An 18234-nucleotide genomic window follows, 5' to 3' on the forward strand; every position below is an offset into this window, starting at 1 on the left:
CAGGATGCCTGTTCCACCACCACAGACAGGCAGGATGCCTGTTCCACCACCACAGACAGGCAGGATGCCTGTTCCACCACCACAGACAGGCAGGATGCCTGTTCCACAGAGGAAGAGGAGGAGGGAGTTGAGGGGTTGGTGAGGTTGCGGGTTGTGGAGAATTGGGAGTCTCAGGATGAGCCTGAACATTTGAAAACTATTCGCGATCGACTTTTGAGAAATCAGCAAAAAGCGGGGCAGTTATTGGGGCTTTACCAGCAAATTTTGGAATCCGCGCACCCCCCCCAACCCCCCCTGGCTAAGGGCAGGGCTGTTTCATTCTCTTGTAGGGGCAATCCCCCCGTGGTTGCCCCGATATCTGAAACCCCTACCCGATCGTCTATCGGCTGGGCGGGCACGGGGGCACCGCCCCTACAAAACCCTGGTTTTTCTGAGAATGAAACAGCCCCCCTTGCTAAGGGGGGGCTAAATGCTGCTGCTTCACCCCTGGGAGAGCAAGAAATAGCCACTCTTACTCCCCCCCTTAGCAAGGGGGGGCTGGGGGGGGTTCTTGCTGATGGCAGTCCCGAACAAACAGAATTGCGACTGTCAGGTTTAGTGGTGCAACAACAGGGAAAACTAAAAGTTTATAACCGAATTTATGCCGAAGTTTTCAATCTTGAATGGGTGGAAAAACAGTTGGGAAAGCTGCGACCTTATTCGGAAAGTTTTAATGCTTGGAATGCTGCCAATTTTGAGGATGATTCGCGGCTGCTGCGGGGTCAGGCGCTGCAAGAAGCTTTGGAATGGGCAAAATATCAAAGTTTAAGCCATCTCGATTACCGCTTTTTAGCGGCGGCTCAGGATTTGGAAAAGCGAGAAGTTGAATTGGCTTTTGCACTGCAAGCTGAGGAAAGTCAAATATTGACACAAGCTAATGAAACTTTAAGTCTGGCCCAGCATCAAGCTAAAACAGAGTTAACGTTAGCTAAAAAACAAGCTAGAAAAATAATTGCGATCGGCTCGACAATTTTAGGGATATCTTTAGCAGCAGCTATCGCCGTACAATTGCAAGTAATTAAAGCCGATCGAGAACTCGCAGAAACCAAAATAGTCCTCGAAAGTTTGTCGTCAAAGACAACTTTAGCCTCAAACCCTTTTCCAGCACTGATCGAAGCACTGCTTGCAGCACATAAACTTAAAAAATTAGAGGCATTGAGTCCGGCAAAATCCGAAACTAAGATGCAAGTATCCATCGCCCTCCAACAAGCAATTTACAGCATCCGAGAGCGCGATCGGCTCCTTGGCCACCAAGCTAACGTCAGAAACGTCGTTTTCTCGCCCGATGGCAAAATCCTCGCATCCGCTAGCGAAGACGATACCGTCAAACTCTGGAACCCCGACGGCATCTTACTCAGAACGCTCACCGGGCACGGAGACAACGTTTGGACTGTCAGTTTCTCACCTGACGGCAAGACGATCGCATCTGCTAGCGACGATGCTACTATCAAACTCTGGAACATCGAAAACGGCACACAAATTAGAACGCTTACGGGGCATAGGGGCTGGGTGAGAGGAGTCAGTTTTGCTCCCGACGGGTTGGCGATCGCATCTTCGGGTTCCGACGGCACTGTCAAACTCTGGAATCCAGCAGACGGCACTTTGCTCCAAACCTTTACTGGGCATAGGGGCTGGGCAACAAGCGTCACTTTTTCGCCCGACGGGTTGGCGATCGCATCTTCGGGTAGCGATCGCACTGTCAAACTTTGGAATCCAGCAGACGGAACGGAAATCGCAACGCTGACGGGCCATACCAATGCTGTCAGAAGTGTTAGTTTCTCCGACGACGGCAAAACCCTCGCATCCGCTGGTGAAGACGGTTTAGTCAAGCTGTGGGATGTCCAAAACCTGACTCTCCTCAAAACCCTGCAAGCCCACAGCCGACAAGTCTGGAACGTCAAATTCAGTCCTCTGGGCAGCAACAGCCCAACCCTGGCTACCGCTAGCGAAGACAGCACCGTCAAATTGTGGAATTTATCGCAGCTAGGAGACATCGAGCCGCAAACGCTCAAAGGACACACCGGCAGGGTTGTCAGCCTTAGTTTCAGTCCCGACGGCCGCACTTTGGCAACGGCAGGTACCGATCGCACGGTACGACTCTGGAACCTCACCGGCATCGAACCGAAAGTTCTGGAAAGTCACCGCCGTCAGGTTTTCAGTGGGAGTTTCTCGCCCGACGGCAAAACTGTTGCCTCCGGTAGCAGCGATCGCACTGTTAAATTGTGGAATGCACAAAACGGCAGCGAAATCAAAACTTTTCTAGGACATCAAGGTGCCGTCACCAGCGTCAGTTTCGCCCCTGACGGCAAAATTTTAGCATCCGCAGGAAGCGATAAAACTATTAAATTGTGGAACCTAGAAACGGGCACCGAAATCAAAACTCTTTCAGGACATCTGAGGGGAATTGACAGCGTTGTTTTCAGTCCCGACGGTAAAATCTTAGCATCAGCAGGAAGCGATAAAACTGTTAAATTGTGGCATCTAGAAAGCGGTGTCCAAATCAAAACCTTCACAGGACATCTCGAAAGAGTTAGAAGTGTCACATTCAGTCCCGATGGCAAAACTTTAGCATCCGCAGGGAACGATCGCACAATATTTTTCTGGGATTTAAACAATTTAGAATCTACCCCAAGAATGATTCTGAGAGCCCATAACAGCCGAATTACCAGCCTGCGTTTCAGTCCCGACGGCAAAATCTTAGCATCCGCCTGCGATGACAGCACCATTAAATTGTGGAATGCAGAAACAGACACCGAAATCAAAACTATCCGAGGACACGGAAGCTGGGTAAAAAGCATTAGTTTCAGTCCCGACGGCAAAATTTTAGCATCTGCAAGTTTCGATCGCACAATTAAACTGTGGAATGTAGCAGACAGCAAAACTGGATTGGAGGCGGTGCCCCTACAAACTTTTGAGGGACATAGCGATCAAGTTAATGACGTTAACATCAGTCCCGACGGCAAAACTCTTGTTTCTGCCAGCGATGATTCTACTTTAAGGATCTGGAATTTGGAACTTGATGTAGATAGTTTAATGAAACTGAGTTGCCAATGGCTGAGCAATTATATTGCTAATCATCCCGAAGAAAAAGCGATCGCAGAAATATGCAATCCTTAAAAAACATGACTTACACCAATACGGTTCAGTTAAGATCGATCCCCCCTAACCAAGAGGGCGGGCACGGGGGCACCGCCCCTACAAAGGGGGGGACAAGAAGTTGCTCAAAGTCAACCCCTACTCCCCAACAATCAGGGGGAGTAGGGGGTATGCGAGGGGGATCTCCGGGGAATTAACAGTGTTAACCCAAGCGTATTGGGACTTACACAACTGGCACATTAAACAAAGGTATCTTGTTGCGCTTCAGCACTATTTGATATCCTAAGAGCGAGTCGAGCGCAACCACATACCTAAAAGTCTTGTGACTGTTGCGTAAGGCCTGAGATTAAAGAATTGGCAACGACTAATGAACTAAGGGTTTGATTCACCGCCCTACAGTGGCATTTTTTTTTTACTGGTATAAACAAGCGCCCAAGATATATCTGGGTATTTAAGTTTGTTTTGTAGATAGTTGGACAGTAATTCCTTGTTGGGAAGACATTGGGCTTGTCAAAAATGCTATTATTTTGACATAATAAACCTTACTTAATTTTTGCTTTCACCGCCCTAGATTCCACTGTGAATCCTGGAATATCTTGCAGTTCTGTTTCGCTCAAACTGTACTGTTCGCAAACCAAACTCAAACGAGTTCCGGTACTTTTAACAGCGTTGACAGAGTGAGTCAAGTCTCCTTGAAAATATATCAGCGAGTTGGCTTGCGGCTTAATCTGCCCGACTTGCTGTTTGTTGCGCCGCAGTATCAATTCTCCCCCTTGCAAGTTGGGCGGTACTTGCACGTACAAAACGCTGACGGCTGCGGGAGGTTCAACTGTTTTGCAGTACGATCGCAAAGATCGATCGATATGCGGATCGACGCGGGAACCTTCACCCAGCAACAAAGGGTTGAGGTAAAAAGCATTGCATTCAGGCAGTAATGCTTGGTCTAGATAGGGTTTGAACAAAGGGAACCGCCGTTCTACTTCAGCAATTTCCGCACGTTGAAACACTACGGAAAACCCTTTTGTGCCAATGAAATCGCGATTGAGGTTGTTGATTGCTAGATAAGGGGAGGCTAGAATTGCTCCTCGCAAGTCGTTGAGGTAGTCGATCGAGAAAGCGTTAGGATGTTGGCTATAGTATTTCAAGGCACTCAAAAATCATCAAAGTTTAAGGAAACAGCAGATAGAAATGTAGCAATCGCTCAGAGTTGGGATTGCTTCGTTCCTCGCAGAGGACATAATAATCTTGATTTCAGTCCGCGTACTTAAGTCAAAGGTTTTTCTTAACTGCGGGCGATCGCCCGGAAGTGTCGCAACCGACTAGCAACGGCAGAATATCAGTATACAGGCGATCGTTGTGGTGATTCGATTATATTTGCAATTCTATTATACATGATGCCGCTCAGCAGCCGATCGCCCATTTATTTTAACTTGTCCAATTGCAGGGGCAAGCCTAATTTGGGCGATCGCATCCGGCCTCTGTTTTATCACCGATTTCTTGAGTTTGCTAGCTGGAAAACAGATGCGTGTTGGTGGTGTATAGGAAACATCTTGCTAAAACAAGCAATCCGTGCATTAGGTCAAAATGCTGGGAGGGCGATCGACAATATCTAACTGGCGAGAGAACGTTAATAAAGTTTACAATTAGAGAATGTGGTCTAAAAAATACCAGCAGTCGCAACAGTTACTAAGTAATTATTTCAGATTAAATTAACATTTCACAGTGGAAAAAAGCCAAGCTGCCAGCTATAATTAAAGAGTAAGGGAAAAAAATAACTCGCTGAAACGATATGGCAACAACATTGTACGAAAAAATGGGTGGAGAGCCAGCCATTAAAGAGATGGTGGATGATTTTTACCGCGATGTTTTGGCTGACGAGATAGTGAGCCATTTCTTCGATCATACAGATATGGAAAAGCAGCGCCGCCATCAAACTGCTTTTATCTCTTATGCCCTCGGCGGCCCCAAGCAATACTCAGGCCGTTCAATGGAGAAAGCACACGCAGGTTTGAATTTACAGCCTGAACACTTTGATGCAATTGTGAAGCATTTGACAGATGCAATAGTTGCCCACGGCGCGTCCCAAGAGGATCTCGATGAAGCGCTAGGTAAGATCGCGACTTTGAAAGAGGCTGTTTTGTACAAGTAAGATCGAGTGAATGCAACAGGGTTTTTGCAGCCACTATAATAGTGATAAAAGTGGAGATTTCGTAAGGGTGAAGCGAAAGCTCCACTTTGTTTTTTGCCGGATATAATGAACCCCGAAGAGGCGAAGGAAGTAGCCTGTAGGGTTCGTCAGCTCGCTCACTTATTAGGCAAGAAAAACGCTGCGGCCCGTGGCACCCTACAATACTATTTTAAATGCGTAACAGCTTAGGAATGAAAAATCAATAACTTGCACAATTAAACCCCAGAAGCCTTGATCCAAGGTAAACTATTGCTCTATTAGTCACCTTCTTTATTTTTCATTCCTTAAGTAGATTTAGTAAATTACAGTAATTGTTCGGCCATCCATGAGAGCGACGCTGATTGTTTTTTCGGTGAAGTACAGGTTTTTAACTCTATCGCCGGCAACATCATGCCACCGCATATCCCGTATGAGGGCGGGCGTTGGGCGGTTGAAACCCCAAGACAATCTGATCTTTCCCAATCCCGGCTTCGACTAGCTCATTTGTAATCCCATCCTCAATGCCATCGCGTTGAATCCAAATTTTGTCATCAATAATTTGGACGTGAGTTATACATCCATGCACTCGCCGTTTTTGCTGCCAACCCACATCAAACAGCATAAAGTGATTGCGATCGCGATCGACAATTAAGTGCTGATCGATTTCTCCAAAAGAATAGGGAATTTCTGCATACTTTCTTAAAATGGTCTCGATAGTTTGCCGATAAAACTCTAAGTTATCCATCTTCTAACCTCCGCTGTGTTCGCATCAAAAATTAGCAATTTTAAGTGATTAATTTCAACCATTAATTGTGGCAGCTCCTCTGAAAAAAAATCTAAAAACACGCTTTCTGGAATGGCTAAGTACAACAAACGCGCCGAATTCTGACGCTCCAAAACTTGTGAATACATGATGTATTGACCTAGCGCCTGCTCCAAATCATGTACGGGTGATGGGCCGATAAAGCTTTTCACCTCCACTGCAATCCGCTGACCTTCTTTCTCTGCTGCCAATAACTTCTGTGCACCCAAATCTATATAAGCCGAGCGTCCTCCTATCTTCAAGGTTAAGGGATCGTTAGTAATCGTCCAACCATCATTTTCTAGAGCCGTTCTCACCGTATTGTGGTAAATGTCTTTAGCCATCTTCAGAGTACCTCATCCAACTTAATGTCGGCTCCTTGTCGCCCATTATACCCTGGCTACGGGTGGGGAATACTCAGTTTGGCTATAGTTCAGCCTTTTGCCAGATGACAACCCTTAACTGCTCATAGCAAAATCGATAATATTTCGAGTCAGAGTGTATGCCGCAATACTTCGGAAAACTCCAAACAACCGAACAGCCTTGGTCAATTATTGGCTCTGTACAATCGATCGATAAAACCGATTCCCTACGGGATAGCTGCGCTTCACGCACAATTCACTTCAACTGTACCAATTCCTCCCTAAATATCAGCATCCTCGCACCGAATTTAATCCGAGTGCGAATGTCCCCAAACCCCCCCCAACTAGGGCGGGCACGGGGGCACCGCCCCTACAAGGGGGAGGAAGAAATTATAGACCAACCCCCCCTTAGTAAGGGGGGGCAAGGGGGGGTTGAAAGCCGATCGTACTCAATAACTGTCCCTGACGAAGAGTGGGAAATTATACCATTTGAAGTGCGAGAAACAGACGAAAAAATAGAAATTGAAACATCACAAATAACGATTTCAGTCAAGCGCGATCGCACTTCCATCGAATGCTTTGACAAATCGGGAAAACCCTTTGCTAGCGACTGCGATCCTAGTATGGGATGGCGCGCAGGCGCAACCGCAGGCTGGAAACGCATCGAAGCAGACGAACACTTCTACGGTTTCGGCGAACGTACCGGGTTTCTCGACAAACTCTCCGAAGTCAAGACAAACTGGACAACCGACTCCCTTGACTACAATTCCCTCACCGATGAAATGTACCAGGCGATCGCATTTTACATCGCCCTGAATCCCGATCGCGCTTACGGCATTTTCTTCAACACGACATTTTGGAGTCAATTCGATATCGGCGCGGAACAACCGGGGGTTTTGCGGATGGAAACCAGAGGCCCGGAACTCGACTACTACATCATTTACGGCCCGGAACCCGCCCAAATTATCGCCACCTACACCCAGTTAACCGGCCGGATGCCGCTTCCGCCAAAATGGGCGCTGGGATACCACCAATGCCGTTGGAGTTACGAATCCGAGGACATTGTGCGCGAGTTGGCGAAGGAATTTCGCGATCGGGCGATTCCCTGCGATGTCATCCACCTCGACATCGACTATATGCGCGGCTACCGCGTTTTTACCTGGAGCCCGAAGCGTTTCCCCGATCCGGCGAAACTGATCGCAGACTTGAAAGCAGCGGGTTTTAAGGTTGTCACGATTGTCGATCCCGGTGTCAAGTACGAACCGGAAGCAGATTATGAAATATTCGATCGCGGTGTGGAGAATGACTATTTCGTCCGCACCGCAGAGGGAAAGCTATTCCACGGTTACGTTTGGCCGGACAAAGCGGTGTTTCCCGACTTCCTGCGGCCGGAGGTGCGGCAGTGGTGGGGCGAATTGCACAAAACGCTGACAGATGTTGGGATTGCGGGGATTTGGAACGACATGAACGAACCTGCGATCGCAGAACGGCCTTTTGGTGACGGCGGCGAACACATCAGCTTTCCCCTGGATGCACCGCAAGGCCCGGAATCCGATCGCGCTACCCACGCCGAAACCCACAATCTGTATGGGTTGATGATGGCGAAAGCTTGTGCTGAGGGGTTGCAAAAAGTGCGATCAGGCGATCGATCTTTTGTGCTGACGCGATCGGGTTTTGCGGGCGTTCAGCGTTACTCGTCGGTGTGGATGGGCGACAATCAATCGCAGTGGGAGCACTTAGAAATGTCGCTACCAATGCTTTGCAATATGGGGCTTTCCGGCGTGGCGTTTGTCGGTTGCGACATCGGCGGCTTTGCGGGGAATGCAACCGCTGAATTGTTCGCGCGGTGGATGCAGGTGGGGATGCTGTATCCCTTGATGCGCGGTCATTCGGCGATGAGTACGGCGCAGCACGAACCGTGGGTTTTTGGCGATCGCACTGAGAAGATTTGCCGCGAATACATCAATTTGCGCTATCAGTTGTTGCCTTATATTTACACGTTGTTTTGGGAAGCTGCGACGACGGGAACGCCGATTTTGCGACCGTTACTGTATCACTTTCCGCGCGATCGGGCAACTTATCACCTTTACGATCAAGTATTACTCGGCCCGTCGCTGATGGCTGCACCTGTTTACCGCCCGGGAGTTGAACACCGCGCCGTGTATTTGCCGGAGGGGACTTGGTACGATTGGTGGACGGGTGAATGCTATCAGGGCCCGACGCACATTTTAGCTTATGCACCTTTGGAGAGAATGCCGCTTTACGTGCGGGGCGGGGGCATAATTGCGATCGCACCTGTGAGGCAATTTGTCAGCGAAGAACCGCTTGAGTCATTAAAAATGCGAATTTGGCCCGGAAGCGGTGAATGGACGCTTTATGAGGACGACGGACACAGTTTTGAACACGAAAAAGGTGTCTGGGCTACGACTAATTACAACGTGTATTTGGAAGGGGACAAAATCATCGTTGAAATTGCCGCGCGGGAGGGTCAATTTTTGATATCAGAACGCGAAGTTATTGTGGAAGTTGTTGGCGTTGGCGAACAGCGATCTACAGATGATGGTACGGTGCGGCGTTTGACATTTGGATAATGTAGGGATAAGGATGGAATATTGCCTGTCTGTGGGGTTGAGTTTTGAGATGGCGGCGATGACAGCAGGAAACATAGAGTCTGGGAAGGTCGAGAAAATTGCCCTGTGGATGTTCTATCATGTCCAGTTAATCAGTTATCATAAGAGTGGGAGCTTGTACCTTGCAAGCGAGACGCTCCCGCTCAACAAGAATCAACAGATGGATAAATAAACCATGCTAATAGAAGAATATTTTGAGTTTTTAGCCGATGATGACATTCGAGTAAAAGGCACAAGAGTAGGAATAGAAAGCATCCTCTATGAATATATTTATCAGCAACGTTCACCAGAGGAAATTTTAAAACACTTTTACACTTTGACCCTCGATCAAGTTTATGCGACAATTTTGTATTATTTGAACAATAAAGCTGCCTTAGATAAATACATCGCAGACTGGCTCGAATGGTCGCACGAACAGCGAAAAGCTCAAGAATTAAACCCTCATCCAGCTTCGGTCAGGCTCCAAAAAATCAAGGAAGAAAGAAATAAAAAAAATGGCACTCAAGTATCTCATGGATGAAAATATTGACCCGATTTATCCTAATCAAATTCGGAGCAAACAAGTAGGATTAATTATTCGGGTCATTGGCGAACCTTCCATACCAGCAAAAGGAACTAAAGACCCGGAAATTTTAGAATGGTGTGAAAAATATGACTTTATCCTAGTCACGAATAACCGCAAATCCATGCCCGTTCACTTAAACGATCATTTGCAAGCCAATCGTCATATCCCTGGGATATTTATTTTAAATGCGAATTTAAGTATAGGGCAAAACATCGATGAATTAATTTTGATTGCTGAATGTTCTTTTATCAATGAATATCAAGACCAAATTATTCATCTACCTATCACTAAAGAGGTTTAATGATTATCTCCCATATAGCTCTGAAAAATTGGCGCAATTTTCAGTCAGTGAATGTTGATTTGCGCGATCGCGTTTTTGTGGTAGGCCCTAATGCTTGTGGTAAGTCAAACTTTCTCGATTCATTGCGCTTTTTGCGGGATCTGGCTAAAGCAGGAGGCGGATTGCAGAAAGCCGTGAGCGATCGAGGTGGCGTCTCAAAAATTCGCAGTCTTTATGCGCGCCGTTATCCAGATGTAGAAATAGAAATTCACCTTTCCGAATCTAATGCCCAACAGCCATTATGGAGGTATGGGCTGGGAATTAAACAGAGAAAAGGGGGGAAAAATGAGCCGATTGTTGCCTACGAACGAGTTTGGAAAGGCGAGGAGCAAATTGTCAATCGCCCTACTCAAGAAGATGACAACGATGAGCTACGTCTCACCCAGACTTATTTAGAGCAAATTAATGCCAATGCAGAATTTAGAGAAATTCCTAAATTTTTAGAAGCGATTTTATATTTACATTTAATTCCTCAGTTAGTCCGCCATCCCGAAGCTTTTGCTACCCCTGGACTTTCCGAAGATCCTTTTGGGAGAACTTTTTTAGAGCGAGTTGCTAAAACTCCCGAAAAAACCAGAAAATCGCGCTTGAAAAAAATAGAAGATGCTTTAAAGCTGGCTGTCCCACAATTGAAAAACCTCACAGATACCAAAGATGTGATGGGGGTTCCGCATTTGGAAGCGGTTTACGAACATTGGCGGCCCGGAGCAGGAAAACAACGGGAAGACCAATTTTCTGACGGAACGTTACGGTTAATTGGTTTACTCTGGTCACTGTTAGAATCCGATTCATTATTGTTATTAGAAGAACCAGAACTTTCCTTAAATTCGGCGATTGTTAGCAATCTACCCTCTCTGATTTATCGCCTTCAGCGTCCGAGAAAGCGACAGGTTATTCTTAGTACCCATAGTGCTGATTTGCTCTCAGACAAAGGCATTGGCGGCGAAGAGGTGCTGCTTATGACACCGACTCCTGAAGGAACTCAGGTAAAACTTGCTTCAAGTAATGAACAAATCAAAATGCTATTAGAAGGAGGTTTAAGCATAGCTGATGCTGCACTTCCTCTGACAGCACCGCCCGCGATCGAACAACTCAGTTTATTCAAATGACAGATATTCCCATCAATCTAGTGTTTGAGGATGTACTGAGTGAAGCAGTTCTTAAACAAATGCTCAAACAGTCTCAACGTCCCTTTTCAGTGGGACAGTGCTTGAATCAGAGAGGATATGGCAAAATTAAAAAGATTATTTCTGGATTAAATTATGCGGCAAAGGGAATGCCATACTTAGTATTAACTGATTTGGATAACGCAGAATGTCCCCTAGTAATTATTTCGGAGTGGTTAACTCAACCAAAACATCCTAATCTGCTGTTTCGGATTGCTGTTAAAGAAGTGGAAGCGTGGTTACTTGCACATCGATCGGCATTTGCCGAATTTCTGGGTATTTCAGTAGACTTGATTCCTCCTGGCGACGCGGATCGAATTCCTGACCCCAAGCAGCTTTTAATCAATTTGGCTAAAAAGTCAAAGAAGCGAAATCTGCGGGATGCGATCGTCCCCGCTCCTAATAGTACGGCTAAAATTGGTAAAGACTACAACCGTCCACTGATCGAGTTTGTCAATGAAAGTTGGCAGGTGGCGTCAGCACAGACTAATTCGCCCAGTTTGGAACGAGCTATGAATGCACTCATAAATTTTCAACCTGGGAAAATTGAGGATAAAGAGAAATTATGTTATCATCATCTACTATGATTAACTCATAATCTGTTATAATATACATGAAATTTTATTATTACCACATTTACGGGAGAACCCTATCACCTAGCTAATTAGTTGCTTGTCGCTGCCAAAAAATCAGAAAGTGAATGATTGGGAGAGAAATAGAATGTCTACAACAATTGAACAAGTTAAGAAGCAGTTATCTAGTCCAAGTGAGCAAGAAAGACTTGCTGCTTTATCAGAGACTCTCAATTATGGTCAACAAGGTTTAGAACTATTGATTGAACAGTCTATCAAAGATCAATCAGACAGAGTTAAACAATTTGCCTACAGAGTTTTTCGTGGTGATAATTCTTATTTGAGGGCCAATACACCTGAAAGCTTAACACCTTGCCCAACAGATGTTATTACTTGTCTAGCAATAAGTCCAGATACTACTATTTTAGTAGGAGGCAGTTGGAAAAAGATTTGGGTATGGAATTTGCAAACAGGGGAAATAATTCGTAGTATTGAAGGACATTCGCACTGGGTTTTGTCAGTTGCTATTAGTCCTGATGGCAATACCTTGGTTAGCGGAAGTGCAGATAAAAATATTAAGGTATGGAATTTAAAAACAGGGCAAGTTATTCGCACGCTCAATGATCATTCTAGTTGGATTACTGCTGTTGCTATCCCTGCTGACGGAAAAAAAATTGTTAGCGGTAGCACAGATAAAACCATCAAAATATGGGAGCTAAATACAGGTAAGCTAAGTAAAACCATAAAAAATGAAAAGGAACTATCTTCTGTTTTGAGCTTATGTATTAGCCATGATGGAAAAGTTATCGCTTGTGGAAGCACTAATAATAAAATCACCTTATGGAATTTAGATAGCGGTAAACTCATACGCAGTATTGAAGGGCATTCAGCTTGGATTCAATCTTTAAATATTACTTCAGACAACACAACCTTAATTAGTGGAAGTCGTGATGGTGTTGTCAAATTTTGGCAATCAAAATCTGGAGAAGAATCTTCAAATCAATCAGGTTCAGTTTTGGGTAAAGGTTTAGTAGATGTAGCAGCTACTGTCGCAGGGTTTTCATTAGGAGGGCCTATAGCTGTAGGGGCTTGGGTATTAGGTAGAATTATTGTTGCCGCAGCAGATAATGGAGGTGTTTCTGTACTACCTCTTCAAAATTTAGAATGCACCAAGACTTACCCAAATAATCAATCAATTAATTCTCTAGCTTGTAATATCAATCAAAATATACTTGTAGTAGGTATTTCCAGAGAAATTAAAATCTTTGATTTAAGATATAATTATAATAAAGTCATCTACACTTTACCAGAGCAGCCTGATTTTATTAGCTCTGTAGCAGTTAGTCCTAATGGAAAAACTTTGGCTGTTGCAGGGAAAGATTGGGTAACATTATTGGAACCACAAACAGGAAAACCACTTCATGCTATTAAGGGATGTTCTTATCCAAAATTAAGCAAGATTGTTATTCATGAAATTTCCCAAGCACTCACTTGTGGTCAAGTTCAATATTTTACTGTCCAAGGTTTAGACCAGAATAATAGAGATATCAACCTTAACGATAAAGATGTTGAATGGGAAACTACTGGCGGTAAAATCAAACAAGGTTTATTTACAGCAGGTCAACGGGAAGGAAGATTTGAAGTTAAAGCAAAGATAGGAATTTTTGAGACTTCTGTCACAATTACTATTATTCAGCCCCCTAGAATCACTGAGATTTCTGTTACTCCTTCTAGGATTACTTTAGAGTTTGGTAAAACGCAACAATTTACAGCACAAGTTTTAGATCAACGCAGAAATCCCATGCCGGAAACTGTATTGTGGGAAGTAAGCGGAGGGGGGGAAATTGACCACAATGGCAATTTTATAGCTGAAAGCAAGCAAGGTAAATTTGAAATCATAGCTTCAGTCAGTTCAATTCGTCGAATTATCCCAATTACGATTATTGAACCTCCGAAGCTAACAGAACTAATTATTATATCTTCAATACCTCAATTAGAGTTTGGTCAGAGTTTTCAGTTTCAAGTTAAGGGAGTAGATCAATATGGTGACAGCATACAAACTGAGAGAATTACTTGGTCAACAAGTAGCGGCGGTGGAATAATTGACCAAACTGGCTATTTTATAGCTGTCAACAAGCAAGGAAACTTTGAAATTATCGCTTCAGTCCGTTCTATTCGTCGAGTTATCCCAATTACGATTATTGAACCTCCGAAGCTAACAGAACTAATTATTACGTCCTCAATACCTCAACTAGAGTTTGGTCAGAGCTTTCAGTTTGAAGTTAAAGGATTAGATCAATATGGTAACAATATACAAACTGGGAAAATTACTTGGTCAGGAAGTAGTGGCGGTGGAACACTTGACCAAAATGGCAATTTTGTAGCTGGAAATAATGCTAAAGGTAAGTTTAGACTAACTGCTACTGCTACTGAATACAATATCAGTGCTTTTGCTGATATTGAAGTAGTTTCTATCTTGAGATATTTATCAATTTTTCCGAAGGAAGTAGCACTTAAACCTGAACAGAATTTTACTTTTGATGCGATCGGATTCGATCAACAAGATGAACCAATACAGATTAATCAAGTATATTGGCAATGTACTCAAGGGGGAAGAATTAACGGCAATGGAACTTTTATAGGAGGTTATGAAAAGCGAGAAGTTACGGTTACTGCGACAGTTAAAGGAATTAGTCAATCAGTTAAAGTTACGTTACTCCCAGTTTTAAGACGATTAGAAATTTCTCCTCAAAAAATAGTAAAACTTCAGCCTGATGAATGCCAAAAATTTACAGCAATAGGCATAGACCAATATGGCAATCGAATAGATACTGGAAAAATATCTTGGGAAACAACAGGTGGAAAAATTGACCAAAGCGGTAATTTTACTGCCGCTAGTAATGCGAAAGGTACATTTAAGGTAACAGCTAATGTTACTGAAATATCGGAATCTGGGGTAAGGGCTAAACTCTTAATCTTGGGAATATACATGAGGCTTTTATATCGTGTATTTTCATTTGTTAATTTTACCCAAAATAATTTCATACTCAAATCGGCTGTCGAGCTTGTAAAAACTAATTTTACGACTGGTGAACAAACAGAAAAAGCCGAAAATATAGAAACAGATTCGACAAATGAAGCAACCGATATTCTTGGTTTTGATATAGATGCCTGGTTACACAAAAACATCTTTAATATTGTCGCTCGGATTCTCGACTTGGCGGGTCAACTATTTATTAATGCAGCTAAAATTAGTGCTTCTGTTGAAGTTGTTGTAGTTCCTGTATTGAGACGATTAGAAATTTATCCTAAAGAAGCACAGCTTAAGCCTAATCAGAATTTAACTTTTAGTGCGAAAGGATTTGATCAGCAAGGGGATCTGATGATGCCTGGAAATATCATCTGGCGTGCAACAAGTGGCAAGATAAATTCAGATGGTAAATTTATTGCTGGAAAAAGTATCGGTCAAGTTACAATAACTGGCAATTTTGGAGAGATTTGTAGTTCTGCATTTATAAATATAGTTGAGCATCAGAAATTAACACTGCCACGATTAACACTTCTACCCAATCCTGTACCTACAGAGACAGTTGATAGGGATGATGAACAAGATGATGATAACAATGATTTAGATGACAATGATTTAGATGACAATGATTTAGATGACGATGATTTAGATAACGATGATTTAGATGACGATGATTTAGATAACGATGATTTAGATAACGATGATTTAGATGATAATACCAATCGAATTCATTTGAATTGTGTAGCTCTAGAAGATTATTTAGCTGACAATGATTTAGCTGACAATACTAATGACCCTTGGGATTCTATAGATTTAGAGGATAATTTAAATGACGATAATTCTGAGAATAATAGTGTTCATGGGTTTAACAAGAACTCGATTTTTTACAATGGTTATAGTATCAATGAGGATGAAGACCTAATCAATGAGGATGAAGACCTAATCAATGAATATGAAGATACAAATTATTGTTCTAATCGCTATAAGCTTACTGTGAAAGTTGCTATTTGTGGCAGGAAGAAACGTCATCAAAGTCGTGAAATTACAGACAAGGACGCTGTAATAGAAGCAATTAAAGAAATGTCAGAAGAAATATCACAACTAAATATTGCTGCTTTACCAAGTGAAATGTCTAATTTAGAACAAACAAATGAAATTAAAAAAATGTCCGAATAATTGAGAGATGAATAATTTTTTAATTGCTCAACAAAATACTTGGATGAGCAGAGTAAACTAACTCAAGTAATCTGTAGGTGCGTCAGGCGAAAATTTATCGCTTGTTATAATATATCATCCGGGGATGAGTAGACCCGACACCTACCCACAAACTATGCAACCCATCCAAATTACCACATTCCAAGCTTTGTGGCGCAGCTTGGGCCTGATAATCAAAGCCGCACCAATAGAACTCCGCAATTTAATAATACTCAACATCATCGGCGGTGCTGCCCCATCTGCCGTGCTTTTTTTAGATAAATTAATCATTGATGAAGTATCTAGGTTGTTGTCGCAAACCCAAACAGCACAGCCCTTTGCTTTGATGCTTTCCCGGCCAATCTTGCTGTGGAGTATTGGCGGAGTCTTAAGTCTCAAGTTAGTCGGCGATGCCCTAGACACAATGAACTCTTTTGTCGCGACATCTTTGCGCGATCGCGTTCAAGGCTTTGTCGAAGGAAAAGTCCTCGAAAAAGTCGCCAATTTCGACGATATTGCCCTCTTTGAAAACCCGGAACTATTAAATATAGTAGAACTAGCAAAAAGCGGCGTAGCCAAAATACAGCAACTAGCCTTTACCATCAGCATGACTATCACGGGAATTTTTATATTTATTCCATCGATAGGCCTTGCTGCTGCAATAGCTTGGTGGGTGCCATTGCTGATGTTAATCTCATCATCTCCCTCAATTTATACCCAAAGAAAATATAGCCGAATCATCTGGAGAGTTCAAAGAAAGCAAGCTAAAATCAGCCGCGAAATGAACTTATCCGCTAGAGTCTTGACAGACGAAGAATATGCTAAAGAATTGCGTTTGTTTGGCTTGCAGGAACTTTGGCTCAAACGCTGGCAGGATCAGTTTTTGCAATTTTTTAGCGAGATGCAGCAAATCCGAAAAAAAGGAGCTTTTGTTGTACTTTTCTGGTCGATGTTTAGTAGAATCGGAGTGGCTTTGCCATTTATCTATGTAGTAATGGGAGCTTTGGGTGGTCGCTATACTTTGGGCGATTTAGCACTCTATTCTGGTTTGATTGTTCAAGTAAAGCAAAGTTTGCATATGCTGATTAGCACTTCTACTAATTTGTACGATATCTCTCTCAGCGTTAGTCCGATTTTTCAACTGTTGGAACTCAAGCCAGAATTGCAGTCGCCGCTTGGAGATGTAGCATCTCGCCTGCCGAGTTTACCAGATGGCGGGCAAGATGCCCGTGCCACAAAAGATAAAATTGGCATCGAGATTAAGCATCTATCTTTCTGCTATCCCGGTAGCAATAAAAGCACGGTTGAAGATATCAACTTAACCATTAATCCGGGTGAAATGCTAGTGCTTGTTGGTGAAAATGGCGCGGGTAAAACAACCCTTGGCAAACTCCTCGGCCGCCTGTACGACCCGACAAGCGGTACGATCGCCTGGAACGGCAAAGATTTGCGATCGTACTCTCTAGCATACGTGCGATCGCGCATCGCCGTCGTCATGCAAGATTACGCCCGTTTCCCCTCCACAGTCCGCGAAAACGTCGGTTTCGGCGACTTGCTTTCACTGTCAGATGACACCGCAATTAACGAAGCTATTTCCGAAGCAGGAATTCGCGAAAAAGTCAATAGTCTTTCCGCAGGTTTAGAGACACCGTTGGGGAAACAATTAGAAGACGGCATAGACTTATCGGGGGGACAGTGGCAAAGAATTGCGATCGCCCGCGCCTTAATGCGGCTTTCTACAGCCGAAGTGCTCATTTTTGACGAACCAACCGCCGCCCTCGACCCCAAGACAGAACACGAAATTTACAGCATCTTCCGCCAAATAGCCGCCGGGAAAACAACAATAGTAATCAGTCACAGATTGGGATTAGCAAAAATTGCCGATCGTATCGCCGTCATGGAAAACGGTAAAATAGCAGAAATAGGAACTCACGACGAATTGATAGCATCAAACGGAATTTACTGCTCAATGTTCACCCGTCAAGCTAGCAGCTATATTTAGAGTTAAACCAACAGTCCGCCAGGGGTTAAGCTGTGTTGCATCTAGATTGCCTATGGTATTAGAGAGGGAGAGGGGGAGAGGGGGAGAGGGGGAGAGGGGGAGAGGATTTGGCGATTTTTGATCGGAACTCGAAATATACAATTTAAATGCACAACAGCTTAAAACCCCTGTCTCATAGCGAAAGTCGGTTGAAACTCACATCTTGCACCTTTCTCGCTTAACAGGCAAGATGCCTGTTCCACAAAGAGTGAATTTTCTTGTGGAACAGGCA

13 protein-coding genes are annotated in these 18234 nt (G+C 43.8%); 10 read left to right on the forward strand and 3 right to left on the reverse strand.

All coding sequences use genetic code 11. The features are described from left to right. Positions 1-3156 (forward strand): WD40 repeat domain-containing protein (locus tag QT990_RS29705; RefSeq protein WP_333466101.1); only part of this gene is annotated, 3156 nt, incomplete at its 5' end. Positions 3157-3677: 521 nt separating this feature from the next. On the opposite strand, the gene QT990_RS29710 is transcribed toward QT990_RS29705, so the two are convergent. Beyond that, positions 3678-4280 (reverse strand): 2OG-Fe(II) oxygenase, encoded by a 603-nt coding sequence (locus tag QT990_RS29710; RefSeq protein WP_333412457.1) that lies wholly within the window; start codon positions 4278-4280, stop codon positions 3678-3680. A 246-nt stretch (positions 4281-4526) separates the two neighbouring features. On the opposite strand from QT990_RS29710, the gene QT990_RS29715 reads away from it, so the two are divergent. Together QT990_RS29715 and QT990_RS29720 are read left to right on the forward strand one after the other, a co-directional pair. Then, positions 4527-4748 carry a hypothetical protein gene (locus QT990_RS29715; RefSeq protein ID WP_333466102.1) on the forward strand — a complete coding sequence of 74 codons (222 nt, stop codon included), beginning with the start codon at positions 4527-4529 and terminating at the stop codon, positions 4746-4748. Positions 4749-4924: 176 nt separating this feature from the next. Then, complete coding sequence (locus QT990_RS29720) at positions 4925-5284, forward strand: group 1 truncated hemoglobin (RefSeq protein ID WP_333160123.1); 360 nt, start codon at positions 4925-4927, stop codon at positions 5282-5284. A gap of 427 nt (positions 5285-5711) precedes the next feature. Here QT990_RS29720 and QT990_RS29725 read toward each other — a convergent pair whose 3' ends face one another. Beyond that, positions 5712-6047, reverse strand: a complete 336-nt coding sequence (locus QT990_RS29725) for a XisI protein (RefSeq protein WP_333102648.1) — start codon at positions 6045-6047, stop codon at positions 5712-5714. Continuing rightward, positions 6035-6448, reverse strand: coding sequence for an element excision factor XisH family protein (locus QT990_RS29730; RefSeq protein ID WP_333102649.1), 414 nt, complete (start codon positions 6446-6448; stop codon positions 6035-6037). The genes QT990_RS29725 and QT990_RS29730 overlap by 13 nt, the downstream gene beginning before the upstream one ends. A gap of 158 nt (positions 6449-6606) precedes the next feature. Between QT990_RS29730 and QT990_RS29735 the strand changes: the two genes are divergently transcribed. The 7 genes from QT990_RS29735 to QT990_RS29765 all read left to right on the forward strand — a co-directional run bounded on the left by QT990_RS29735 (position 6607) and on the right by QT990_RS29765 (position 17963). Continuing rightward, positions 6607-9057 carry a glycoside hydrolase family 31 protein gene (locus tag QT990_RS29735; RefSeq protein ID WP_333145069.1) on the forward strand — a complete coding sequence of 817 codons (2451 nt, stop codon included), beginning with the start codon at positions 6607-6609 and terminating at the stop codon, positions 9055-9057. A 214-nt stretch (positions 9058-9271) separates the two neighbouring features. Then, entirely contained in the window at positions 9272-9616 is a 345-nt protein-coding gene (locus tag QT990_RS29740; RefSeq protein ID WP_333028145.1) for a DUF433 domain-containing protein, read from the forward strand. Next, entirely contained in the window at positions 9591-9962 is a 372-nt protein-coding gene (locus tag QT990_RS29745; RefSeq protein ID WP_333145070.1) for a DUF5615 family PIN-like protein, read from the forward strand. Before QT990_RS29740 ends, QT990_RS29745 begins: the two co-directional genes overlap by 26 nt. Beyond that, on the forward strand, positions 9962-11110 hold the full coding sequence (locus tag QT990_RS29750) for an AAA family ATPase (protein WP_333145071.1): 1149 nt from the start codon (positions 9962-9964) through the stop codon (positions 11108-11110). Before QT990_RS29745 ends, QT990_RS29750 begins: the two co-directional genes overlap by 1 nt. Beyond that, positions 11107-11754: a hypothetical protein gene (locus tag QT990_RS29755; RefSeq protein ID WP_333466103.1), complete on the forward strand. Its 648-nt coding sequence runs from the start codon at positions 11107-11109 to the stop codon at positions 11752-11754. Before QT990_RS29750 ends, QT990_RS29755 begins: the two co-directional genes overlap by 4 nt. Before the next feature lie 133 nt (positions 11755-11887). Beyond that, positions 11888-15943 (forward strand): WD40 domain-containing protein, encoded by a 4056-nt coding sequence (locus tag QT990_RS29760; protein ID WP_333466104.1) that lies wholly within the window; start codon positions 11888-11890, stop codon positions 15941-15943. Positions 15944-16097: 154 nt separating this feature from the next. Further along, positions 16098-17963, forward strand: a complete 1866-nt coding sequence (locus QT990_RS29765; protein ID WP_333466105.1) for an ABC transporter ATP-binding protein — start codon at positions 16098-16100, stop codon at positions 17961-17963. Positions 17964-18234: the final 271 nt, after the last annotated feature.

Source organism: Microcoleus sp. T3_B1 (genome assembly GCF_036700445.1).
GTDB lineage: Bacteria > Cyanobacteriota > Cyanobacteriia > Cyanobacteriales > Microcoleaceae > Microcoleus.